Source organism: Streptomyces sp. NPDC005574, assembly GCF_040605435.1.
Lineage (GTDB): Bacteria > Actinomycetota > Actinomycetes > Streptomycetales > Streptomycetaceae > Streptomyces.
In genome coordinates, this window is record NZ_JBEXCW010000083.1 from 1 (window position 1) to 22,300 (window position 22,300).

18 protein-coding genes are annotated in these 22,300 nt (G+C 72.4%); 6 read left to right on the top strand and 12 right to left on the bottom strand.

The window, feature by feature from the left end; translation table 11 throughout:
- Positions 1–1,580 (bottom strand): protein kinase (locus tag ABZT03_RS33950; RefSeq protein WP_356046615.1); only part of this gene is annotated, 1,580 nt, incomplete at its 3' end.
- Positions 1,581–1,744: 164 nt separating this feature from the next.
- Positions 1,745–3,934: a serine/threonine-protein kinase gene (locus ABZT03_RS33955; protein ID WP_356046654.1), complete on the bottom strand. Its 2,190-nt coding sequence runs from the start codon at positions 3,932–3,934 to the stop codon at positions 1,745–1,747.
- Positions 3,935–4,231: 297 nt separating this feature from the next.
- Between ABZT03_RS33955 and ABZT03_RS33960 the strand changes: the two genes are divergently transcribed.
- Complete coding sequence (locus tag ABZT03_RS33960) at positions 4,232–5,287, top strand: serine hydrolase domain-containing protein (protein WP_356046616.1); 1,056 nt, start codon at positions 4,232–4,234, stop codon at positions 5,285–5,287.
- 150 nt (positions 5,288–5,437) lie between these two features.
- On the opposite strand, the gene ABZT03_RS33965 is transcribed toward ABZT03_RS33960, so the two are convergent.
- Positions 5,438–7,144, bottom strand: coding sequence for a glycerol-3-phosphate dehydrogenase/oxidase (locus ABZT03_RS33965; RefSeq protein WP_356046617.1), 1,707 nt, complete (start codon positions 7,142–7,144; stop codon positions 5,438–5,440).
- A gap of 270 nt (positions 7,145–7,414) precedes the next feature.
- Here ABZT03_RS33965 and ABZT03_RS33970 point away from each other — a divergent pair, with 270 nt between their 5' ends.
- The gene (locus ABZT03_RS33970) at positions 7,415–8,623 is read left to right on the top strand and encodes a nucleotide sugar dehydrogenase (RefSeq protein ID WP_356046619.1); all 1,209 of its coding nucleotides are present in this window, start codon (positions 7,415–7,417) and stop codon (positions 8,621–8,623) included.
- 590 nt (positions 8,624–9,213) lie between these two features.
- Entirely contained in the window at positions 9,214–9,819 is a 606-nt protein-coding gene (locus ABZT03_RS33975) for a hypothetical protein (RefSeq protein ID WP_356046621.1), read from the top strand.
- A 91-nt stretch (positions 9,820–9,910) separates the two neighbouring features.
- Here the strand turns inward: ABZT03_RS33975 and ABZT03_RS33980 are convergent, their stop codons facing one another.
- The 4 genes from ABZT03_RS33980 to ABZT03_RS33995 all read right to left on the bottom strand — a co-directional run bounded on the left by ABZT03_RS33980 (position 9,911) and on the right by ABZT03_RS33995 (position 14,466).
- Positions 9,911–11,035 (bottom strand): GuaB3 family IMP dehydrogenase-related protein, encoded by a 1,125-nt coding sequence (locus tag ABZT03_RS33980; RefSeq protein ID WP_356046623.1) that lies wholly within the window; start codon positions 11,033–11,035, stop codon positions 9,911–9,913.
- 114 nt (positions 11,036–11,149) lie between these two features.
- Positions 11,150–12,655 (bottom strand): IMP dehydrogenase, encoded by a 1,506-nt coding sequence (gene guaB / locus ABZT03_RS33985; protein WP_356046624.1) that lies wholly within the window; start codon positions 12,653–12,655, stop codon positions 11,150–11,152.
- Positions 12,656–12,922: 267 nt separating this feature from the next.
- Positions 12,923–13,513 (bottom strand): sigma-70 family RNA polymerase sigma factor, encoded by a 591-nt coding sequence (locus ABZT03_RS33990; RefSeq protein ID WP_356046626.1) that lies wholly within the window; start codon positions 13,511–13,513, stop codon positions 12,923–12,925.
- A gap of 341 nt (positions 13,514–13,854) precedes the next feature.
- Entirely contained in the window at positions 13,855–14,466 is a 612-nt protein-coding gene (locus ABZT03_RS33995) for a response regulator transcription factor (RefSeq protein WP_003948568.1), read from the bottom strand.
- Positions 14,467–14,846: 380 nt separating this feature from the next.
- Between ABZT03_RS33995 and ABZT03_RS34000 the strand changes: the two genes are divergently transcribed.
- On the top strand, positions 14,847–15,176 hold the full coding sequence (locus ABZT03_RS34000) for a WhiB family transcriptional regulator (protein WP_356046628.1): 330 nt from the start codon (positions 14,847–14,849) through the stop codon (positions 15,174–15,176).
- 39 nt (positions 15,177–15,215) lie between these two features.
- On the opposite strand, the gene ABZT03_RS34005 is transcribed toward ABZT03_RS34000, so the two are convergent.
- Positions 15,216–16,154 (bottom strand): LysR family transcriptional regulator, encoded by a 939-nt coding sequence (locus ABZT03_RS34005; protein WP_356046630.1) that lies wholly within the window; start codon positions 16,152–16,154, stop codon positions 15,216–15,218.
- 79 nt (positions 16,155–16,233) lie between these two features.
- Here ABZT03_RS34005 and ABZT03_RS34010 point away from each other — a divergent pair, with 79 nt between their 5' ends.
- On the top strand, positions 16,234–16,902 hold the full coding sequence (locus tag ABZT03_RS34010) for an MOSC domain-containing protein (RefSeq protein WP_356046632.1): 669 nt from the start codon (positions 16,234–16,236) through the stop codon (positions 16,900–16,902).
- Positions 16,903–16,998: 96 nt separating this feature from the next.
- A complete protein-coding gene (locus ABZT03_RS34015; RefSeq protein ID WP_356046634.1) occupies positions 16,999–17,772 on the top strand; it encodes an SDR family oxidoreductase in 774 nt (257 codons plus the stop codon).
- 248 nt (positions 17,773–18,020) lie between these two features.
- On the opposite strand, the gene groL is transcribed toward ABZT03_RS34015, so the two are convergent.
- The 4 genes from groL to ABZT03_RS34035 all read right to left on the bottom strand — a co-directional run bounded on the left by groL (position 18,021) and on the right by ABZT03_RS34035 (position 22,203).
- The gene (gene groL / locus ABZT03_RS34020; protein ID WP_356046636.1) at positions 18,021–19,646 is read right to left on the bottom strand and encodes a chaperonin GroEL; all 1,626 of its coding nucleotides are present in this window, start codon (positions 19,644–19,646) and stop codon (positions 18,021–18,023) included.
- Between the two features lie 115 nt (positions 19,647–19,761).
- Positions 19,762–20,070 carry a co-chaperone GroES gene (gene groES, locus ABZT03_RS34025; protein ID WP_003998759.1) on the bottom strand — a complete coding sequence of 103 codons (309 nt, stop codon included), beginning with the start codon at positions 20,068–20,070 and terminating at the stop codon, positions 19,762–19,764.
- Between the two features lie 376 nt (positions 20,071–20,446).
- On the bottom strand, positions 20,447–21,277 hold the full coding sequence (locus ABZT03_RS34030; protein ID WP_356046639.1) for a polysaccharide deacetylase family protein: 831 nt from the start codon (positions 21,275–21,277) through the stop codon (positions 20,447–20,449).
- Positions 21,274–22,203, bottom strand: a complete 930-nt coding sequence (locus ABZT03_RS34035) for a polysaccharide deacetylase family protein (protein WP_356046640.1) — start codon at positions 22,201–22,203, stop codon at positions 21,274–21,276. The genes ABZT03_RS34030 and ABZT03_RS34035 overlap by 4 nt, the downstream gene beginning before the upstream one ends.
- Between the last annotated feature and the right edge of the window lie 97 nt (positions 22,204–22,300).

A 22,300-nucleotide genomic window follows, 5' to 3' on the forward strand; every position in this document is an offset into this window, starting at 1 on the left:
GCCCCGCGGACGCTCCGGGCGCCCGCGGACCTCGCGTTCGACGAGACCTTCCTCGGCCGGCGCATCCAGGGCCTGCGGACCGGGGCGGGGGCGCCGGGGGCGGGGTGGCCGGGGACGGCGCCGAAGCCGGGTGCCGCCGGGTGCCCCGGCACGGGACCGTATCCCGGCGCCACCAGACCGTTGCCCCCCGACGGAAGGGCCGTACGCCCCGTCATCCCCGGTCCGTAGCCCCCGGCCGACGGCGCTGCCTCGGCTCCACCGCGGGGCGTCGCCCCGTGCCAGGGCGCGGCGCGCACACCGTAGGGGTCGGCGATCTGCCCGGGGGGCGTGGCACCCGGCGCCCGCTCCGCACCGGTGCCGTACGGCGACTGCGCCGGCCCGTCGTTCTGCCCGGCCGGCCCGCCGTCGGAGGCAGGTCGCGCTCCGGGCAGGGCCGTACGGCCGCTCTGCTGCGCCTCCTGGACCCGGGCCGCGGCCCGCGCCCCCGCCCGGTACGCGGCGATCGCTCCGGCTCGCGCGGCCCGGAGGTCACCGCCGGTGTCGGGCTCCCGGCGGGCGAGCGCGCCCGACCCGGCCGCGCCGGACGCCGCGTCGGCCCCCTGCGCCGGCAACCCGCCGGCCGCCCGCGCCTCGATGGCGGCCCGCCGGGCCGCCTCGGGGTCCGCGTGTCCGCCACCGGAGCCGGCCGCTGCGGCTGCCCCCGCGCCCGCGAAAGGGCCGCTACCGGGTGCGGGACCGGAACCGAGCGCGAGGGCGGACCCGGGCGCGCCGCCGGTGGTGGGCGCGCTGCCGAAGCCCGGTGCGCGCGGGGCGCCGCCCGGCGGTCCGCCACGGCCGGACCCGCCACCGGGAGCCGCTTCGCGTCCCGCGCCGAATCCGGCGCCGGTGTCCGCGCCCCCGCTTCCGCTGTCGGTACCGGTGCCCGCGCCCCACTCACTGTCCGGGGCCGGCACCGGGTCGTACCCGCACAGTGCCTCCTCCGCCGCTCCGACGGCGAGGCCGGTCAGCATCACCCGGCCGTCGTCGCAGACGAGCACCGTGCGGGCCGTGACGTTGCGGTGCGTCCAGCCGTGGGCGTGCAGCACACGCAGGGCCATGAGGACGTCGGAGGCCACCTCCGCCGCCCGGTACGGCGTCAGCGGCTTCTCCAGCAGGAAGTCCGACAGCGACCGCGCGGCCACCCACTCGCTGACTATCCACAGCGAACCGCCCTCGGCGAACACGTCGAAGACCTGGTCGAGCCGGGGGTGGTCGGGGATCCGGGCCGCGGCCTGCGCCGCCTCGACGGCTCGCCGGACGGCCGGCTCGGTGGGCCGCCGGGTGCCGTCGCGGCCGGCCGCGGTCCGCCGCGCGCCCCGGTCCCGCGTCTCACGGCCGTCACGGGCGGTGAAGCCGTCCGGCAGCCCTTCCGCGTCGAGCACCTCGGCCTCGACGACCTCGGGCAACGGCACCTGCCGGACGAAGACTTCCTGCCCGCTGTAGGTGTCGAAGGCCCGGCTCTCGGTGAGTTCGTACTCGTCGGACGGCGGCAGCGGCAGGCGGTAGCGGTCGGCGAGCACCCGACCCGCATAGTCGTCCACGTTGCCTCCCCCGGCCGCCCGGCTGGTCAATTCCGTTCGTGTCGCGACCCGTTCCGGATACACACCCGCATGCGTACGGTCCGCGAACATTCACGATACGTGCCGGAGGCAACCTGCAAAGAGGGGATGCCGGATCTCGCGGCCCAAACGCGCGGCCGCTTCGGTCACGACTTCGGCTTGAAGGTCTTCGCCAGGGTCTCCCAGGTGTCCTTGCGCACCCCGGTGTCCCACTTCGCGGCTTTCGCCGTGTACATCAGCGCGTATCCCTGATGGTCGTCGACCACGAACCCGCGGTCGATCGTGCGGTAGCCGGTCCCGCCCTCCGAGTAGGTGAACTCCCAGTCGGCCGCGTTCCAGCCCCGGTAGCTCACCGCCTCTATGCGGATCTTCTTGTACTGCGAGCGCACCATGTAGCGCTCCTGGTTCGTCCAGTCGGCGACCGGGTCGCCCTTGGGCGTCGAGGTCCAGGCGACCAGCAGCTTCTGCCCGTCAGGTCCGGCGAAGCGGTCCCCCGCCGCACTGGTGGACTGGTACTTCCACCCCTTGGGCAACCCGATCGAGTAGCCCTGACCGCCCCGGTAGGTCGACGTGGACGCGCTGCCGCCGCCCGCGGAGCCGTCGGTCTCCTTGCCGGTGCCTCCGGACGGGCTCGCCTCGGTGCCCGAGGTGCCCCCCGATCCGGAGCCGGACGATCCGGTGGAACCGGACGCGTCCGCCGAACCGCCCTTCCCGGTGCCCGCGCTGTGGTCCTCCTTGGTGGAGGGACTCGCACCGCCCCCGGCCGTCACCTTGGAACCGCCGCCGCTCCCGGCGCCCTTCGAGTCGTCGTCGCCCCCGCCGAGGGTGAGCGCCAGTACGGTGCCGAGCACGGCGAGCGCCAGGACCACCGCGATGATGACCAGCGTCCGCCGGGGCACCACGTCGGTGAGCGGCGCCCTGGGCACGGTCCGCGGCGGCAGGTCCGGCGGCGTCATCACGGGCCACCCGGAACTCCGCCCGCTCGTCGACGCGTTCGAGGCAGTGGTGGCGCTGGTGGCGCTCGCCGCATTGGTGGCGTGCGTGGCGCTCGCGCCCGTGGTGTCCGAGCCCTTGGCCTTCGTCTCCCGCGTGCCTCGATCACGGGCCGCGGGCACCCGCCCCGAACCGGCCGCGCCCGCCGCCGGTCCGGCAGCGGCACCGGGCGCAGGGACCGATCCCGACCCGGTGGCCGTGTCCGGCTTCGCGGTCCCGGTCGTCTCCTTCGCGGCCGACGTGCCGGAACCACCCACACCGCCGGAACCCGAAGCAGTCGAAGTACCGGCCGACTTGGCGCGCACCGCGGCCGCCGACCCGGCCGCCGCTCCGGCGGCCTTGCGCATGGAGCGCAGCGCCCCGCGGAACCGCTCGCCGGCCTCCTCGCCCCGCCTGGTGCCGGAGCTGCCGGAGCGCTCGCCCGGCTGCGCCGGCAGCGGCACGACCTTGGTGGCGTCGGCCGGCTCCGGCTCGACGGCCTTCGGCTCGGGCGCGTGGAGCACCGCGTTGAGCATGGCCCGGGCACCGGCGTCGTCGAGCCGCTGCTCGGGGTCCTTGGTGAGCAGCCCGTAGATGACGTCCCGCAGCGGCCCCGCGTTCTTGGGCTCACCGAGCGGCTCGGTCATCACCGCCGTGAGCGTCGCGATCGCCGACCCCTTGTCGTACGGCGGCGATCCCTCGACCGCCGCGTACAACAGGCCGCCCAGCGACCACAGGTCTGCCGCCGGGCCCGGCTTGTGCCCGCGGGCGCGTTCCGGCGAGATGTAGGAGGGCGCGCCGACGAGCATGCCGGTCGACGTGATCGACGGGTCTCCCTCGACCTGCGCGATGCCGAAGTCGGTGAGCACGACCCGGCCGTCCTCGGAGATCAGCACGTTCGACGGCTTCACGTCGCGGTGCAGGATGCCCTCGCGGTGCGCGGACCGCAGCACGTCGAGAATGGCGAGCCCGACCTCGGCCGCGCGCCGGGGCTCCAGGAGACCGTCCTCACGGATGGCCTCGGCGAGGGACTTGCCCTCGACCAGTTCCATCACGATCCACGGCCGGTCGTCCTCCTCGACCACGTCGAAGACCGTCACCGCGCTGTTGTTGCGGATCCGCGCGATCGCCTTGGCCTCACGCAGGGTGCGCGTGATCAGGCGCCGTTTCTCGTCCTCGTCGATGCTGGACGGAAACCGCAACTCCTTCACGGCGACCGTCCGGCCGAGGGTCTCGTCCTCGGCACGCCACACCGTGCCCATGCCGCCGCGGCCCAGCACTTCTCCCAGCCGGTACCGCCCGGCGAGGAGACGCTTGCTCTTGTCCTGCCGGGATGCCGCCCCCGCCCGCTCCGCCTCCGACATGCGTCCCCTCATGCAACCCGCCCTGACAGAGGCTCCATTGTCTCTCACCCGACAAGTGCCCGACGCCCAGGGTGCCTCTCACCGCGCCCGGGGTCCATACGGGGACCGCGGGTTCGCCGCCCGGTGACTCCACGGCGCCCGGACGCCCGGGCCGTGTCCGGTGACTCGTACCCGGCAAGTGACGCCCGGTACCCGCCGATCCGAGGCGGATCGCCGGACGCGGCCCGGTGCCGGGGGCCCTGGGGCTCGCCCTCCGTGGCGCTGCATGATGGACCGCGACAAGGAAGGACCCCCGCGATGCCGCCGTTTCAGCAGCTACGGCCGCTCCTCGCCGTGCCGGTGGCCGCGGTGCTGCTCTGGTCGGCCGCGTCCGGCTCGCAGGCGGCCCGTGCCGTGCCGGTCACGGACACGGTCCTGCCGCTGCTGGTCTCGCGGGGCGACGCGCCCGCCGCGGCCCTGCTGGTCCGCGAGGGGTCCGCCACCCGCTTCGCCCGGGCGGGCGAGGGGATCTCCCGCGCCGACCGCTTCCGGGCGGGCAGCGTCACGAAGACCTTCCTCGCGACCGTCGTCCTGCAACTGGCCGACGAGCAGCGGCTGTCGCTGTCGGACACGGTGGAGCAGCACCTGCCGGGTCTGGTGCGGGGAACCGGCAACGACGGTCGCGCGCTGACCCTGCGCTCCCTGCTCACCCACACCAGCGGCCTGTACGACTTCACCGCGGACACCGGGGGGCTCGTCCCCCTGTCGCCCCTCCAGGCCGTACGCCTGGCTCTCACCCACCCTCCGGCCGACCGCGGCCACTACGCGTACTCGAACACCAACTACGTCCTGCTCGGCCTGATCGTCGAGCAGGTCACGGGGCACTCCTACGCCACCGAGGCGGAGCGCCGCATCCTCGCTCCCCTGCGTCTGACCGGCACCTCCTTCCCCGGCTCCCGCACCGCTCTTCCCGCACCGCACGGCCGCGCCTACACCGCCGATGGCTCCGACGTCACCGACCTCGACCCGCGGGTGGCCGGCGCCGCGGGCGAACTGGTGACCACGCTCGCCGACCTGGACCGCTTCTACGCGGCCCTGCTCGGCGGGGAACTGCTGCCCCCGCGCCGGCTGCGCGAGATGCTCGACACCCGCACCGCACACGGCTCGTACGGCATGGGTCTGTTCCCGGTGAAGCTGCCGTGCGGGGTCACGGTGTGGGGGCACAACGGACGCATCACCGGCAGCTACGTGCGCACCGCAGCCACCGCCGACGGCCGTCGTGTCCTCACCTTCCGCGTGAACACCGACACGGTCACGGACCCCGGGCTCGAACCCCGGCTGCTCACCGCCGAGTTCTGCCCCCGCACCTCGTAGAACGAGCCGGTTCCGAACGAGGATCCCGCCTGGAGACACTCGTTCGAGTGACATCCGGACGGCCAGAGGGCGGCGGGACCACGGGAACGGGACCAGGGGAAGGGGGGCCAAAACGCAGGCCCCCCAACCGCCCGCCCCACCCGCCCGCCCCTACAGCGGCGCGATGTCCGGTGCCCCCAGCCGCGCCGCGTCCGCCGTCAGGTCGTCGGGCTGGCGCTGCGACTCCCGCTCGGCCTCGACCCGCTTCTCGTAGTGCTCGACCTCGCGCTCGATCTGGCCCTTGTCCCAGCCGAGGACCGGCGCCATCAGTTCGGCGGCCTCCCGCGCGCTGCGCGTGCCCCGGTCGAAGGTCTCGATCGAGATGCGGGTACGGCGGGTCAGCACGTCGTCCAGGTGCCGGGCCCCCTCGTGCGAGGCGGCGTACACGATCTCGGCGCGCAGGTAGTCGTCGGCGGCGTGGAGCGGCTCGCCCAGTGAGGCGTCCTCGGCGATGAGGTCGAAAACCTCCTCCGCCATCGCCCCGAAGCGGTTCAGCAGGTGCTCCACGCGCACCACGTGCAGGCCGGTCCGCGCGGCGATACGCGCTCGCGCGTTCCACAGGGCGTGGTACCCCTCGGCGCCGAGCAGCGGCACGTCCTCGGTGACGCAGTCCGCGACCCGCATGTCGAGGCCGTGCACGGCGGCGTCCACCGCGTCCTTGGCCATCACGCGGTACGTCGTGTACTTGCCGCCCGCCACCACGACGAGTCCCGGCACCGGGTGCGCCACGGTGTGCTCGCGTGACAGCTTGCTGGTGGCGTCGGACTCGCCGGCCAGCAGCGGACGCAGTCCCGCGTACACGCCCTGGACGTCGTCCCTGGTCAGCGGCACCGCGAGGACCGAGTTGACGTGTTCGAGGACGTAGTCGATGTCCGCGCTGGACGCGGCGGGGTGCGCCTTGTCGAGGTCCCAGTCGGTGTCCGTGGTGCCGACGATCCAGTGCCGGCCCCACGGGATGACGAACAGCACGGACTTCTCGGTGCGCAGGATCAGCCCGGTCGTCGAGTGGATGCGGTCCTTGGGGACGACGAGGTGGATGCCCTTGGACGCCCGGACGTGGAACTGGCCGCGTTCACCGACCATGCCCTGGGTGTCGTCGGTCCACACACCCGTGGCGTTCACGACCTGCTTGGCCCGGATCTCGTACTCCCCGCCGCCCTCGACGTCCCGCACCCGGGCGCCGACGACCCGCTCGCCCTCGCGCAGGAACCCGGTCACCCGCGCGCGGTTGGCGACATGGGCGCCGTACGAGAAGGCGGTGCGCACGAGGTTCGCCACGAAGCGGGCGTCGTCCATCTGGGCGTCGTAGTACTGCAGCGCGCCGACCAGTGCCTCCTTCTTCAGGGCGGGGGCGACACGCAGGGCGTGACGCCGGCTCAGGTGGCGGTGCAGGGGCAGCCCGCGCCCGTGGCCTCGGGCCATCGACATGGCGTCGTAGAGCGCGACGCCCGAGCCGGCGTAGAGGCGCTCCCAGCCCTTGTGCTGCAAGGGGTACAGGAACGGCACCGGCTTCACCAGGTGCGGGGCGAGCCGCTCCAGCAGCAGGCCGCGTTCCTTCAGTGCCTCGCGGACGAGTGCGAAGTCGAGCATCTCCAGATAGCGCAGGCCGCCGTGGATGAGCTTGCTGGACCTGCTGGACGTGCCCGAGGCCCAGTCACGCGCCTCGACCAGGGCCGTGGACAGGCCGCGGGTCACGGCGTCGAGCGCGGTGCCCGCACCGACCACGCCCGCGCCCACGACCAGCACGTCCAGTTCCCGCTCGGCCATCGCCGCGAGTGACTCGGCGCGCTGCGCCGGCCCGAGTGTCGCTGTCCTCACCGCTGCCTCCAGCTGTCGGTCGCGCCGGCCGCACCCGCGAGGTGAGGCCCGTGCCGTTTCCCCCTGCCCAAATTCTGACCGGCCTGACCGACTTCAGCCACTACTCGCCCCCAGCCTGTGGACAACTGTCGCCGACCCGCGGGAAGACACAGCTGGCCAATCCCGCATAACGGTCATATTTACTCCTAGTCTGACATTGCTCTCGCCCATCCTGTCCACCGGGCTTGCGCACCTGTCCCGCTTCGGTTATTGGGAAGGACGGCCCACGCCATGCCCGCAGATCTCGCCGTCATCGGACTCGGCCCGTACGGCCTGCCGCTGGCGCAGGCCGCCGTCACCGCCGGCCTCACCACCCTCGGCTACAAGACGGGCCCCGAGGCAGGCGGCCTCAGCCCCGCCGAACTGCGCCGGATGCTCTCGGGGGGTTTCCGGCCGACGACCGACCCGGCCCAGCTCGGCCGGGTGCGCACGGCGGTCATCTGCGCCCCCACCTCCCGGGGCGCGGACGGCGGGCTCGACCTCGGACAGGTGGAGACGGCCGCCCGCACCCTGGCCGCCCACCTGCGCCCGCACACCACGGTGATCCTCGAATCACCGGTGTACCCGGGGACCACGGAGGACTTCCTGCGCCCCCTGCTGGAGGAGGGTTCCGGCCTGCGGGCGGGCCGCGACTTCCACCTGGCCTGCTCGCCCAGCCGGGTCGACCCCGGCAACCGCGACTTCGGGCACGCCAACACCCCGCAGGTCATCGGCGGTCTCACCCCCGCCTGCACCGAGTCGGCCGCCGCCTTCTACGGCCGGCTCACCGACAAGGTCGTCCGCGCCCGCGGACCCCGCGAGGCGGAGACCGTGCAGCTGCTGGAGACCAACTACCGGCATGTCAACATCGCCCTCGTCAACGAGATGGCCGTGCTCTGCAACGACCTCGGCGTCGACCTCTGGGACGTCATCCGCTGCGCGGAGACCAAGCCGTTCGGCTTCCAGGCGTTCCGTCCGGGCCCCGGCGTCGGCGGCCACGCCGTCCCCCAGGACCTGACCGGCCGCGCCGGACGCACCCTGCGCATGGTGGAACTCGCCCAGCAGGTCAACGACCAGATGCCCCGCTACGTCATCCAGCGCGCCGCGACCCTGCTGAACGAGCACGGCAAGTCCGCCCGCGGCGCCCGCGTGCTGCTGCTCGGCGTCACCTACAAGCCCGACCTCGCCGACCAGCAGGGCAGCCCCGCGCGGGAGATCGCGACCCGGCTGATCGAGCTGGGCGCCTCGGTGAGCTACCACGACCCGCACGTCCCGTCGTGGAGCGTCCTGGACCGCCCGGTCCCGCGTGTCGACTCCCTCTACGACGCCGCCGCCGACGCCGACCTGACGATCCTGCTCCAGCAGCACCGCACGTACGACCTCCAGGGCCTGTCGGTGAAGGCCCAGCTCCTCCTGGACACGCGCGGAGCGACCCCGACGGGAGCGGCCCACCGGCTCTGACGGAGCCCGCCGGAGCCGACCCGCCCCGGCGACGACACCCTGGCCACCCCGGACGGGCCGCCCAAGGGCCACGGACGCCTACGACGCCTTACGACGACCCACCGGCCCCGCACCGCGCACCGACTCCGGACGACGACCCACCGGCCCGCGCCACACACCGACTCCGGACGACGACCCACCAGCCCGCGCCACACACCGACTCCGGACGACGACCCACCGGCCCGCGCCGCACACCGACTCCGGACGACGACCCACCAGCCCGCACCGCACACCGACTCCGGACGACGACCCACCAGCCCGCGCCACACACCGACTCCGGACGACGACCCACCGGCCCGCACCGCACACCGACTCCGGACGACGACCCACCGGCCCGCGCCACACACCGACTCCGGACGACGACCCACCGGCCCCGGGCGCCCCAGCGGGTCCGGGTGACGACCCACCGACCGTCTGCCGAATCCCCACGATCCTCCGCGATAACGCCTGGTCAAGACGCCCCCCTCGCCTGCTAGTCTTCGGCGTCCGTCGCACACTCGTGCACACACACCGCACCGCTCGTCACCACAGTCCCGTGGGGGGAACCTGTCATGACCCAGTCAGCTCCGCCGCCGTCCGACGGCAACCCGTTCGCCCAGCAGCCCGCCACCGGCGCACCCGGCACTCCGCAGCCCGCCACCGGCGCGCCCGCCGCCCCGCAGCCCGTCGACGGCAACCCCTACGCCCAGCAGCCGGGCGCCGCCCTGCCGCCGCCCCCGGCGCCGTTCGCCCCGGCCCCCGCCCCCGCGCCGGCCCGCGGGAACGTCGCTCTCGGCGTGGTCGTCGCCGTCGTCGTCGCGCTGGTCACCGCGGGTGTCTACGGCGGCATCGTCGGCGCCACCGATTACGAGATCGGCTACGCGGCCGTCGGCGTCGGCTTCCTCATCGGGTTCGCCGCGGGCAAGGTCGGCGGCAGCAACCCGGCGCTGCCCGTGGTGAGCGCGCTGCTGTCGTTGGGCGCCGTCTACCTCGGCCAGCTCATCGGCATCGCGATCATCGGCAGCGACGAGCTCGACGTGTCCGCGGCCTCGCTGTTCACCGAGCACTTCAACTGGCTGACGGACGGCTGGAGCGAGACGGCCGACGCGATGACGTTCCTGTTCCTCGCCATCGGCGCGTTCGCCGCGTTCTCGGGAGCGAAGAAGGCCGCCCTCTAGCACCCGCCGCACCGCCACCACACGGTGGCACCACGCGCGCACGAAGGGGCCCGCCCACCGACCGGTGGACGGGCCCCTCACGTCGTACGGCCTACCGCTTGTGCTGCGAGTCCGCGACCGTCACCTCGACGCGCTGGAACTCCTTGAGCTCGCTGTAGCCGGTGGTGGCCATGGCGCGTCGCAGGGCACCGAAGAAGTTCATGGAGCCGTCCGGGATGTGGGACGGGCCGGTGAGGACCTCCTCGATGGTGCCGACCGTGCCCAGGTCGACCTTCTTGCCGCGCGGCAGCTCCTCGTTGACCGCCTCCATGCCCCAGTGGTGGCCCCGGCCGGGCGCGTCGGTGGCGCGCGCGAGCGGGGAGCCGATCATCACCGAGTCGGCGCCGCAGGCGATCGCCTTGGACAGGTCACCGGACCAGCCGACACCGCCGTCCGCGATGACGTGCACGTACCGGCCGCCGGACTCGTCCATGTAGTCGCGGCGGGCCGCGGCGACGTCGGCCACCGCGGTGGCCATCGGGACCTGGATGCCCAGCACGTTGCGAGTGGTGTGCGCGGCGCCGCCGCCGAAGCCGACCAGGACACCCGCCGCGCCCGTGCGCATCAGGTGCAGGGCCGCGGTGTACGTGGCGCAGCCGCCGACGATCACCGGGACGTCGAGCTCGTAGATGAACTGCTTGAGGTTCAGCGGTTCGTGCGAACCGGAGACGTGCTCCGCCGACACGGTCGTCCCGCGGATGACGAAGATGTCCACGCCCGCGTCCACCACGGCCTTGGAGAACTGGGCGGTGCGCTGCGGGGAGAGCGCGGCCGCGGTGACCACGCCCGAGTCGCGCACCTCCTTGATGCGCTGCCCGATCAGCTCCTCCTTGATGGGGGCGGAGTAGATCTCCTGGAGACGGCGGGTGGCGTTGTCGACGTCCAGCCCGGCGATCTCGTCGAGCAGCGGCTGCGGGTCCTCGTACCGCGTCCACAGTCCTTCGAGGTTCAGCACGCCGAGGCCGCCGAGCTCACCGATGCGGATCGCGGTGGCGGGCGACACGATTGAGTCCATGGGGGCGGCCAGGAAGGGCAGCTCGAAGCGGTAGGCGTCGATCTGCCAGGCGATCGAGACCTCCTTCGGGTCCCGCGTACGGCGGCTGGGGACGACGGCGATGTCGTCGAAGGCGTACGCCCGCCGGCCGCGCTTGCCGCGCCCGATCTCGATCTCAGTCACGTCTGTGGCCTTTCCCTCTGCGTTTCAGCGTCTCCCAGTATCGCCGACGGGTACGACAAGGGCGGCCCCGGTGGCCCGGAACCGCCCTCGGCATGCGTCACGCGCGCGGGAGAGTCACTTGTTGCGGCTGTAGTTCGGCGCCTCGACGGTCATCTGGATGTCGTGCGGGTGGCTCTCCTTGAGGCCCGCGGAGGTGATCCGCACGAAGCGGCCCTTGGTCTCCATCTCCTCGATGGAGGCGGCACCCACATAGCCCATGGTCTGGCGCAGACCGCCGACGAGCTGGTGCAGCACGTTGGCCAGCGGGCCGCGGTAGGGCACCTGGCCCTCGATGCCCTCGGGGACGAGCTTGTCGTCGGAGGCCACCTCGCCCTGGAAGTAGCGGTCCTTCGAGTACGACCTCGCCTGGCCGCGCGACTGCATGGCACCGAGCGAGCCCATGCCGCGGTACGACTTGAACTGCTTGCCGTTGATGAACTGCAGCTCGCCCGGCGACTCCTCGCAGCCCGCGAGGAGGCTGCCCAGCATCACGGTGTCGGCGCCGGCGGCGAGCGCCTTGCCGATGTCCCCGGAGTACTGCAGGCCGCCGTCACCGATCAGCGGGACACCGGCGGCGCGGGCCGCGAGGGACGCCTCGTAGATGGCGGTGACCTGCGGGACGCCGATGCCGGCGACGACGCGGGTGGTACAGATCGAACCGGGGCCCACGCCGACCTTGATGCCGTCGACACCGGCGTCGATCAGGGCCTGGGCGCCGTCGCGGGTGGCGACGTTGCCGCCGATCACGTCGACGTGGACGCTCGACTTGATCTTCGCCATCCAGTTGAGGGCGTTGCTGTTGTGGCCGTGCGAGGTGTCGACGACCAGGAAGTCCACGCCCGCCTCGGCGAGGGCCTGGGCGCGCTCCAGCGCCTCGGGGCTGGCGCCCACGGCGGCACCGACGAGCAGCCGGCCCTCGGCGTCCTTCGCGGCGTGCGGGTACTGCTCGGCCTTGACGAAGTCCTTGACCGTGATGAGGCCCTTGAGGACACCCGCCTCGTCGACCAGGGGAAGCTTCTCGATCTTGTGGCGGCGCAGCAGCTCCATGGCGTCGGCGCCGGAGATGCCGACATGGCCGGTGACCAGCGGCATCGGCGTCATGACCTCGCGCACCTGGCGGGAGCGGTCGCTCTCGAAGGCCATGTCACGGTTGGTGACGATGCCGAGCAGCTTCTTGCCGCCGTCGGTGACCGGGACACCGCTGATGCGGAACTTCGCGCACAGGGCGTCGGCCTCGGCGAGCGTGGCGTCGGGGTGCACGGTGATGGGGTCGGTGACCATGCCGGACTCGGAGCGCTTCACGAGGTCGACCTGGTTGACCTGGTCCTCGACGGACAGGTTGCGGTGCAGCACGCCGACGCCGCCCTGCCGGGCCATCGCGATCGCCATGCGGGACTCGGTGACCTTGTCCATCGCCGCGGACAGCAGCGGGATGTTCACGCGGACGTTGCGCGAGATGCGGGACGAGGTGTCGACCGCGTTGGGGAGCACCTCGGATGCGCCCGGCAGCAGCAGCACGTCGTCGTAGGTCAGCCCGAGTGTCGCGAATTTTCCGGGCACTCCGTCGACGTTCGCAGTCATGACACCTTCCCCAAATGGCCTTGATCGGTGCGGATGTCCATGCTAACGGGAAGCGCGGCTCCCGAATTCCACGGTTCCGGACGCCGGTGGCTCTCGTGTGTTCCTACGGCGGCGGGGGCGGGCGCGTTCACACGGACCGGTGGGCCGGCCCCCGGCGACGGGTGCATCAGCCACCCGGCACCGCCGGAACGCGCTGCGGCTTTGGCCGTTCACCGCTCGGTCCCCGGTGTCCGCCGCCGACGCGAGAAACCCGTCCGGACGTTCCGTCTACTGCTCGGCCAGGGCCCGCAGCCGGCTCAGGGCCCGGTGCTGCGCCACCCGGACCGCGCCCGGTGACATTCCCAACATCTGGCCGGTCTCCTCGGCCGTGAGTCCCACCGCGATGCGCAGCAGAAGCAGCTCGCGCTGGTTCTCGGGCAGGTTGGCCAGCAGTTTCTTGGCCCATTCGGCGTCGCTGCTCAGCAGGGCCCGCTCCTCGGGGCCCAGTGAGTCGTCGGGCCGCTCGGGCATCTCGTCCGAGGGGACCGCCGTCGAGCCCGGGTGACGCATCGCCGCCCGCTGGAGGTCGGCGACCTTGTGTGCGGCGATGGCGAAGACGAAGGCCTCGAAGGGGCGGCCGGTGTCCTTGTAGCGGGGCAGGGCGAGCAGGACCGCGACGCAGACCTCCTGGGCCAGGTCCTCCACGAAGTGCCGCGCGTCGCCCGGGAGCCGGGACAGCCGGGTGCGGCAGTAGCGGATGGCGAGGGGGTGCACGTGGGCGAGCAGGTCGTGCGTGGCCTGCTCGTCGCCGTCGACGGCACGATGGACGAGCGCACCGATCGCCCCCTGGGCAGGGGTCACCGCCTCGTCGTCGCGCATCGGTCCATGGTGCCCTGGCGGCGTGTGCTCCGTGGCACCACGCCCGTCGTTGTGCACTGAAGCGTTATGAGCAGGTGCGCCGGCACTCATTCCCTGCGCCCTCCCCTTCCGCTCGACCGACTCGTCCCCGAGGAACTCCACACCTCAAGGATGCGGCATCCGCGGCGAAACGAGCAGCGGGCGCCGGCGGATCGGTTTGCCACCCCCGCCCACCGTGCGGTAGGCGGGGATTTTCCGGAGGTTGCGAGCCCCGCCGCGGCACGTCCGGTGCCCGGGGCCCGGCCCGGCGGTCCGCCGGGCGCGTGCCGCCCGCTGATCCGACGCGGACGGCCGGACGGCTTCTAGCGGACCAGACCCCAGCGGAAGCCGAGCGCCACGGCGTGGGCCCGGTCGGAGGCGCCGAGCTTCTTGAAGAGCCGCCGCGCGTGGGTTTTGACGGTGTCCTCGGACAGGAACAGCTCACGGCCGATCTCCGCGTTGGAGCGGCCGTGGCTCATGCCTTCGAGGACCTGGATCTCACGCGCGGTGAGCGTGGGCGCGGCGCCCATCTCGGCCGAGCGCAGCCGACGCGGGGCGAGCCGCCAGGTCGGGTCGGCCAGGGCCTGGGTGACGGTCGCCCGCAGCTCCGCGCGGGAGGCGTCCTTGTGCAGGTACCCGCGGGCTCCGGCGGCGACGGCGAGCGCCACTCCGTCGAGGTCCTCGGCCACGGTCAGCATGATGATCCGGGCGCCGGGGTCGGCGGACAGCAGCCGTCGGACGGTCTCGACGCCGCCCAGCCCGGGCATGCGTACGTCCATCAGAATGAGGTCCGAGCGGTCGGCGCCCCAACGGCGGAGGACCTCCTCGCCGTTGGCCGCCGTCGTCACACGCTCGACGCCGGGCACGGTCGCGACCGCGCGGCGGAGCGCCTCTCGGGCAAGCGGGGAGTCGTCGCAGACGAGGACGGATGTCATGGCCGCCCTCCGCAGCTGATGCACGTCACCTTGAGCCTCCAGGCTGGTACGAAATCTTCACCTGTGCGGTCGACCGACCCGGACGCCTGCCCGAGCACTCCTGCTTCAACCGCCTCCGCACTCTCAACGATGGTCACTCGAAAGAGTTACGGGGCTGTGTGTCATCTTCGGCACTCTACGTGAGGGCGCGGACACGGTGGAGACATGCGCGGCGAAGCTCCCATGTTTCATCACAACCGATGCCCCATTTAGCCGTTTTTCTTCCCATTTTTCGGTGTCTAAGGCTAGATTCGCAATGAGTCATATTTTCATCTCCTTAGATCGTAGATGTACGGTCGTGGACACCGTATCCGCCCAGAACGGCTACAAGGGGTCACGCAATGGCAGATTTCTCCCGCCTACCAGGACCGAACGCGGACCTGTGGGACTGGCAGCTCCTGGCTGCCTGCCGCGGGGTGGACAGCTCGCTCTTCTTCCATCCCGAGGGCGAGCGCGGTGCGGCTCGGAGCGCTCGTGAGAACTCGGCCAAGGAGGTCTGCATGAGATGCCCCGTTCGCGCGCAGTGCGCGGCGCACGCGCTGGCGGTGCGCGAGCCTTACGGGGTCTGGGGCGGCCTGACCGAGGACGAGCGCGAGGAACTCATGGGGAGGGCTCGCAACCGGCTGGTCTCCGCGTCGGCCGGGAGCGGCGACACGGCTTCGAACAGTTGAAGGAACGTTTCTGCTAGCTGGGCACGCGTACGCGTGCCCTTATTTTTGGCCCGGCTGCGGTCGCCGGGGCCGGCCCGGTTCCTGTCGCGCCGACGCGTGGGCCAGCTGCTCCAGGGTCGCCGCCACCGCAGGCACCTGCGCCAGGTCGGGCAGCGTGAGCGCGACGATCTCGCGGCGCACCGCCGGCTCCAGGGTCACCGTGCGCGCGCCGCGCGGCCGTACGGACTCGACCGCCAGCTGGGGCAGGACCGCGACGCCCAGACCGGCGGCCACCAGGCCGACGACCGCCGGGTAGTCGTCGGTCGCGAAGTCGATGCGGGGCGTGAAGCCGGCCCCCTCGCACACCTCGACCAGCTGACCGCGGCAGCGCGGGCAGCCGGCGATCCACGGCTCCCCTGCGAGGTCGCCGATGGCGACGGACGGCGCGCTCGCCAGCCGGTGCCGCTCGGGCACCAGGGCGACGAGCCGGTCGGTCAGCAGCGGGCGTACGACGAGGTCGTCCCACTCCTCGACGGCCGCCGCGCGCTCGTAGCGGAAGGCGAGCGCCAGGTCGCAGTCGCCCGCGCGCAACAGCTCGACGGAGGCGGGCGGTTCGGCCTCCTCCAGCGAGACACGGGTGCCGGGGTGCGCGGCGCGCAGGGCGGCGAGGGCGGTCGGGACGAGGGTGGAGCTGCCGCTGGGGAAGGACACGAGCCGCACCCGCCCGGCGCGCAGGCCCGCGATGGCGGCGACCTCCTCCTCGGCGGCGGTCAGCCCGGAGAGGATGCCGGCGGCGTGCCGGACCAGCGCCTCACCGGCCTGCGTCAGCCGCATCTCGCGCCCGCTGCGGATCAGCAGGGGGGTGCCCACGGAGGCTTCGAGCGCCTTCATCTGCTGGCTGACGGCGGGCTGGGTGCAGCCCAGTTCGCGCCCCGCCGCCGAGAAGGAGCCGGTGGTGGCGACGGCGCGCAGCACACGCAGATGACGGGCTTCGATCACCCCTGAAGGATAAGCGGTCCTTTGGTACGGGGGCGAATAATCCGTCGACACTTTGACTCGCGCCGCTTAGCGTGCGGCCATGAAGCTTCTGTCGGTGAACGTCGGCCGGGCGCGGGCCGTGCCCTACACGGACCAGCCGGAAGGGCTGAGCGCGATAGACAAGCGCCCGGCCGACGGCCTCGTGCGGGTGGCCGCGCCGGGGCCCAAGGGTGTCGGGCGCAGCGGTCTGGCCGGCGACACGGTGTGCGACATTCGCCATCACGGCGGCGACGACCAGGCGGTGTACGCGGTGGCCCGCGAGGATCTGGACGACTGGGAGCGGGAGTTGGGCCGGCCGCTGGCGAACGGCGCGTTCGGGGAGAACCTGACGACCGCGGGACTGGACGTGTCCGGCGCGCGGATCGGCGAGCGCTGGCGGATCGGTGCCGGGGTGGTGCTGGAGGTGACCTGCGGGCGGATCCCCTGCCGCACCTTCCAGGGCCACCTGGGCGAGCGCGGCTGGGTGAAGCGGTTCACGCGCAAGGGTGCGCCGGGCGCCTACCTGCGGGTGGTGGAGCCCGGTGAGATCCGCGCCGGGGACCCGGTGGAGGTCGTGCACCTCCCGGACCACGACGTGACCGTGGCGATGGAGTTCCGGGCCACCACCACAGAGCGTGACCTGCTGCCCCGGCTGCTCGCGGCGGGCGCCGCGCTGCACCCCGAGGCGCTGCGGGCGGCGCGGGCGTATGTGGAGAAGTACGGGTCCTGACCGGGCCCGGCGGGACGCCTTGCGGCCGGGACCCGGTGTCGGGGAGGCCCTGTGCGGTGATCGGACGTGATCGGTCCGGGTCACTAACCTTGCGCCATGACAACGGCATTGATTACGGGATCGACCGCGGGCATCGGTGCGGCGTTCGCGCGGCGGCTCGCGGCTGACGGGCACGACCTCGTCCTGGTGGCACGGGACACCGAGCGGCTGGGCCGGCAGGCGACCGAACTGCACGACCTGCACGGCATCGAGGCACAGGTGCTGACGGCCGACCTGGCGACGGACGACGGCGTCGAGACGGTGGCGGCACGGCTCACCGACCGCAAGAACCCGGTCGACCTGCTGGTCAACAACGCCGGCTTCGGCAACAAGGGCCGCTACCTCGACGTGTCGATGGCCGACGAGCTCCGGATGCTGAAGGTGCACTGCGAGGCGGTGCTGCGGCTGACGTCGGCGGCGGCCGAGGCGATGCGCGAGCGGGGCCGGGGCGGCGTCGTCAACGTGGCCTCCGTCGCCGCGTTCCTGCCGCGCGGGACCTACGGCGCGTCCAAGGCGTGGGTCGTGCAGTTCACCCAGGGCGCGGCACGTGACCTGGCCGGCAGCGGGGTGCGGCTGATGGCGCTGTGCCCCGGCTTCGTGCGCACGGAGTTCCACGAGCGGGCCGGGATGGGCACGGACAACATCCCCGGCTGGATGTGGCTCGACGCCGACAAACTGGTCGCGGCGGCGCTCGCGGACCTGGCCCGGGGGAAGTCGTTGTCGATCCCGGACCCGCGCTACAAGGCGCTGATGGGCCTGGTGAAGGTGGCGCCGAGAGGGCTGCTCGGGGGCATCAGCTCACGCACCGGGCGCAGGTACGGGCCGCAGTAGGGCCGTGACGGGAAGGGGGGGGACGGACCGGAGACCGGGCAGGCCGCCGGAGTCCGGCGCCGGGTGCGTTCCGGTCGTGGTCCGTGGTCCGTCGTACGGCTGCGGTGCGGGCCTCGCGGCGTCGGGCGCCGGGAGCCGGTGCCACGGAAGTCGGTGGCACGGAAGTCGGTGGCACGGGAGTCGGTGGCACGGGAGAAGCCCCCGTTCCGCGAGTGCGGGGCGGGGGCTTCTCTCGGGTGGTGCCTGCGTCAGTGGGAGTGGCCGTGGCCGTGACCACCGGCGGCCGGCTCCTCTTCTTCCTTCTTCTCGACGACCAGGGTCTCGGTCGTGAGCAGGAGGGAGGCGATGGAGGCGGCGTTCTCCAGGGCGGAGCGGGTGACCTTGACCGGGTCGATGACGCCGGCCTTGACCAGGTCGCCGTACTCGCCGGTGGCGGCGTTGAAGCCCTGGCCCTTGTCGAGCTCGGCGACCTTGGAGGTGATGACGTAACCCTCCAGGCCGGCGTTCTCGGCGATCCAGCGCAGCGGCTCGACGGCGGCGCGGCGGACTACCGCCACACCCGTGGCCTCGTCGCCGGTCTTGCCGAGGTTGTCGTCGAGGATCTTCACGGCGTGGACGAGCGCGGAGCCACCGCCGGAGACGATGCCCTCCTCGACCGCGGCGCGGGTCGCCGAGATGGCGTCCTCGAGACGGTGCTTCTTCTCCTTCAGCTCCACCTCGGTGGCGGCGCCGACCTTGATCACGCACACGCCGCCGGCCAGCTTCGCGAGGCGCTCCTGGAGCTTCTCGCGGTCCCAGTCGGAGTCCGTGCTCTCGATCTCGGCCTTGATCTGGTTGACCCGGCCGTGGACTTCCTCGGTCTTGCCGGCACCGTCGACGATCGTGGTGTCGTCCTTGGTGATCGTGACGCGGCGGGCGGAGCCCAGCACGTCCAGGCCGACCTGGTCGAGCTTGAGGCCGACCTCCTCGGCCACGACCGTGGCGCCGGTGAGGATCGAGATGTCCTGCAGCATGGCCTTGCGGCGGTCACCGAAGCCCGGAGCCTTGACGGCGACCGCGTTGAAGGTGCCGCGGATCTTGTTCACGACGAGGGTGGAGAGTGCCTCGCCCTCGACGTCCTCGGCGATGATCAGCAGCGGCTTGGAGGCGTTGGTCTGGATGACCTTCTCCAGCAGCGGCAGCAGGTCCTGGATGGAGGAGATCTTGCCCTGCGTGATCAGGATGTACGGGTCGTCGAGGACGGCCTCCATACGCTCCTGGTCCGTCACGAAGTAGGGGGACAGGTAGCCCTTGTCGAAGGCCATGCCCTCGGTGAAGTCCAGCTCCAGGCCGAAGGTGTTGGACTCCTCGACGGTGATGACACCGTCCTTGCCGACCTTGTCCATCGCCTCGGCGATGAGCTCGCCGACCTGCGAGTCCTGGGCGGACAGCCCGGCCACGGCGGCGATGTCGGACTTCTCGTCGATGGGGCGCGCCGTGGCGAGCAGCTCGTCGGAGACGGCCTTGACCGCCGCGTCGATGCCCTTCTTCAGCAGCGCCGGGGAGGCACCCGCGGCAACGTTCTTCAGGCCCTCACGCACGAGCGCCTGGGCCAGCACGGTGGCGGTGGTGGTGCCGTCACCCGCGATGTCGTTGGTCTTGGTCGCCACCTCCTTCACCAGCTGCGCGCCGAGGTTCTCGTACGGGTCCTCGAGCTCGACCTCGCGGGCGATGGTGACGCCGTCGTTGGTGATGGTGGGGGCGCCGAACTTCTTGTCGATGACGACGTTGCGGCCCTTGGGGCCGATCGTCACCTTGACCGTGTCGGCAAGCTTGTTGACGCCGCGCTCGAGGGCGCGACGGGCGTCCTCGTCGAACTTCAGGATCTTCGCCATGGGAGCGTGAGCCCTCTCGGAAATCTAGGTGAAATGAGATGCGCCCCCGACGCCCGGCTCATGAGTGATCGCGGGGGCCAGGGGCGCAGCTCAATGCAGTGTGCTTCGAAGCGAACTACTTCTCGATGATCGCGAGGACGTCGCGAGCGGAGAGGACGAGGTACTCCTCGCCGTTGTACTTCACTTCGGTGCCGCCGTACTTGCTGTACAGCACGATGTCGCCGGTCTTCACGTCGAGCGGCAGGCGCTCGCCGTTCTCGAAGCGGCCCGGACCCACGGCAAGGACGACGCCCTCCTGGGGCTTCTCCTTGGCTGTGTCCGGGATGACCAGGCCAGAGGCGGTGGTCTGCTCGGCGTCGAGCGGCTGGACCACAATGCGGTCCTCGAGCGGCTTGATGGCAACCTTGGAGCTGGTGGTCGTCACGATCCGACCTCCCCCTTCGGAGATCTCACGGGGCTAACTGTCTGGGGTGGCGACCAGGTCGATCCGTCGTCGCGGGTGCCGGACCTGCCTGTCGCTGGTTGGCACTCTCCAGGGGGGAGTGCCAGGTCCGAGACTATGACCGGGATTAGCACTCGGTCAAGCGGAGTGCCAATTGCCGGCGGCGCGTGGCGTCGGTTTCTCGTGGGCGCGCGCCCCCTGGTGCCCCCTGTTCGGGTGTGCGTCGGTCGGGGGGCTGCCGCCCCCAGGCCCCCTCTTCGGCCCTCCGGGCCTCGCCTTCGGCCCCCCATGCCTCGTCCTCAAGCCGGACGGGCTGGATGGCCCGGACCAGTCACCAGGCATCAGGACCAGTCACCACTTACAGGTAGTCCTCCAGGCGGGCGACCGTCAGGCCCCGCTGCTGTGTCTCCCGCAGCAGGCGGGTGGTGCGGGCTCTGAGGCTGAGGTCCGTCGACTCGCCCGAGGCGACCGAGACGATGTCACCGGGCTGGAGGCGGGGCTCGCCCCGGGTGTACGTCAGGTCGCCGCCGCCCTCCACCGAGGCGCGCCAGCGGACGACCGCCGAGAGGCCGCAGTCGGCGGCGGCGCGCAGGGTGGTCGTGTCGTACGTGCCGTAGGGGGGCCGGAAGAAGCGGGGGCGGACGCCGAAGCGGGACTTCAGCTTGTCCTGCTGGCCGCAGATCTCGGCGCGCTGGCCGGCGTACGGCAGGCCGCGCAGGGCGGAGTGGTCGAGGGTGTGGTTCTGGACGGTCGCGCCGACCGCCTGGAGCCGCGCGAAGTGGCCGTAGCCCGGACCGACGACGCTGTCGGTGAGGAACAGGCTGACGGGGAGCCGCAGTTCACGCACCATGTCGACGAACCTCGGGTCCTGCTCGGCGCCGTCGTCGTAGGTGAGGAAGACGACCCGGTCGCGGGTGCGCACCCGGTCCACCACGGGCGGCAGGCCGGGGCCCGCCGTGCGGGCGGCGGGCAGCCGGGCGGGCACCCGGGGCGCGGGCGGCAGCGGGACCGCGAGGCCCCAGCGGCGGTACGCGGGCTCCCCCGGCGTGGCCGGTTCCCTCCGTACCCGCTGGGCCGCCTTCTTGCCGAGCCGCTCGATGGGATCGACGGACTGGGCGCAGCCGGCGAGCAGCGCCACCCCCAGCAGCCCGGCGGTCAGCGCGTGCCACGCCTGCCTGTGCCGGCTCACAGGTAGTCCTCCAGCCGGGCCACCGCGTAGCCCTTGGCGGTGACCTTGTCGAGGAAGCGGCGGACCATGTCGGGCATCGTGCCCTTCCAGTCGCGGGGGCCGCGGAAGTGGCTGAGGACGATGTCACCGGGGTGCAGGTCCTGGTCCCACTCGCGGTACTCCCAGTGGTCGACGAAGACCTCCTCGTCCCAGAGTGGGGCGTAGCGGATGCCGCAGGACCGGGCTGCGCGCAGGGTGTCGGCGTCGTAGTTGCCGTAGGGCGGGCGGAAGAGGGCCGGGCGCCTGCCGTACTGCTGCTCGATCACGTCCTGCATGCCGCAGATCTCGTGCTTCTGGCGGGCGTAGGACAGGGCCGGCAGGTAGAGGTGGTGCAGGGTGTGGTTGTTCAGGGTCACCCCCGAGCGCTGCATGCGGCCGAAGTAGCCGTAGTCCTTCCTGATCAGGAAGTCGCTGAGGAAGGCGGTGTACGGGATCTTCAGCTCGCTCGTCATGCGCAGGAACGCCGGGTCCTTCTCGGCGCCGTCGTCGAGGGTGAGGAAGACGACCTTCTGCCGGGTGGGGACGGTGGTGAAGACCGGGGGGAGGCGCAGGTCCTCGTGGTCGCGCACCTCGAAGCCCTTGCGGGTGGTGATCACCGGTTTCTCGGCGGGCGGCGCGGGGGCCGTGAGCGGGACCCGCGCCAGGCCCCAGCGCCTCGCGGCGGCGACCCGGGCGGCGTGCGCGGCGCTCAGCCGCTCGGCGTAGCCCTGGAGGGCGCGGGCCTGGGGCGCGTGCAGGGGCGGCTGTCCGTGCGCGGGCCGCACCCGGGGCGGGCCTCCCTGCGCGCAGCTCGCGGCGAGGGCGGTGACGGCGAGCACGGCGACCGTGCCGCGCACCCGGGATCGCAGAGCGGGCCGATTTTTGTAGTTTTGTCCTACTACTCGCATGGGACCGGATCTTCGCAGGTCAACACCCCCGCCCCCGTCCGACACCCCGGCTCGGGCGAGGGCCGGAGGCGGACCGTCCACCGACTGGCCCACAATG

Excerpts from the sequence above, each read along its gene's own strand:
- ABZT03_RS33955 (WP_356046654.1), bottom strand. The coding sequence starts at position 3,934 with ATGTCGGAGGCGGAGCGGGCGGGGGCGGCATCCCGGCAGGACAAGAGC.
- ABZT03_RS33960 (WP_356046616.1), top strand. The coding sequence starts at position 4,232 with ATGCCGCCGTTTCAGCAGCTACGGCCGCTCCTCGCCGTGCCGGTGGCC.
- ABZT03_RS33970 (WP_356046619.1), top strand. The coding sequence starts at position 7,415 with ATGCCCGCAGATCTCGCCGTCATCGGACTCGGCCCGTACGGCCTGCCG.
- ABZT03_RS33975 (WP_356046621.1), top strand. The coding sequence starts at position 9,214 with ATGACCCAGTCAGCTCCGCCGCCGTCCGACGGCAACCCGTTCGCCCAG.
- guaB (WP_356046624.1), bottom strand. The coding sequence starts at position 12,655 with ATGACTGCGAACGTCGACGGAGTGCCCGGAAAATTCGCGACACTCGGG.
- ABZT03_RS33990 (WP_356046626.1), bottom strand. The coding sequence starts at position 13,513 with ATGCGCGACGACGAGGCGGTGACCCCTGCCCAGGGGGCGATCGGTGCG.
- ABZT03_RS33995 (WP_003948568.1), bottom strand. The coding sequence starts at position 14,466 with ATGACATCCGTCCTCGTCTGCGACGACTCCCCGCTTGCCCGAGAGGCG.
- ABZT03_RS34000 (WP_356046628.1), top strand. The coding sequence starts at position 14,847 with ATGGCAGATTTCTCCCGCCTACCAGGACCGAACGCGGACCTGTGGGAC.
- ABZT03_RS34010 (WP_356046632.1), top strand. The coding sequence starts at position 16,234 with ATGAAGCTTCTGTCGGTGAACGTCGGCCGGGCGCGGGCCGTGCCCTAC.
- ABZT03_RS34015 (WP_356046634.1), top strand. The coding sequence starts at position 16,999 with ATGACAACGGCATTGATTACGGGATCGACCGCGGGCATCGGTGCGGCG.
- groL (WP_356046636.1), bottom strand. The coding sequence starts at position 19,646 with ATGGCGAAGATCCTGAAGTTCGACGAGGACGCCCGTCGCGCCCTCGAG.
- ABZT03_RS34035 (WP_356046640.1), bottom strand. The coding sequence starts at position 22,203 with ATGCGAGTAGTAGGACAAAACTACAAAAATCGGCCCGCTCTGCGATCC.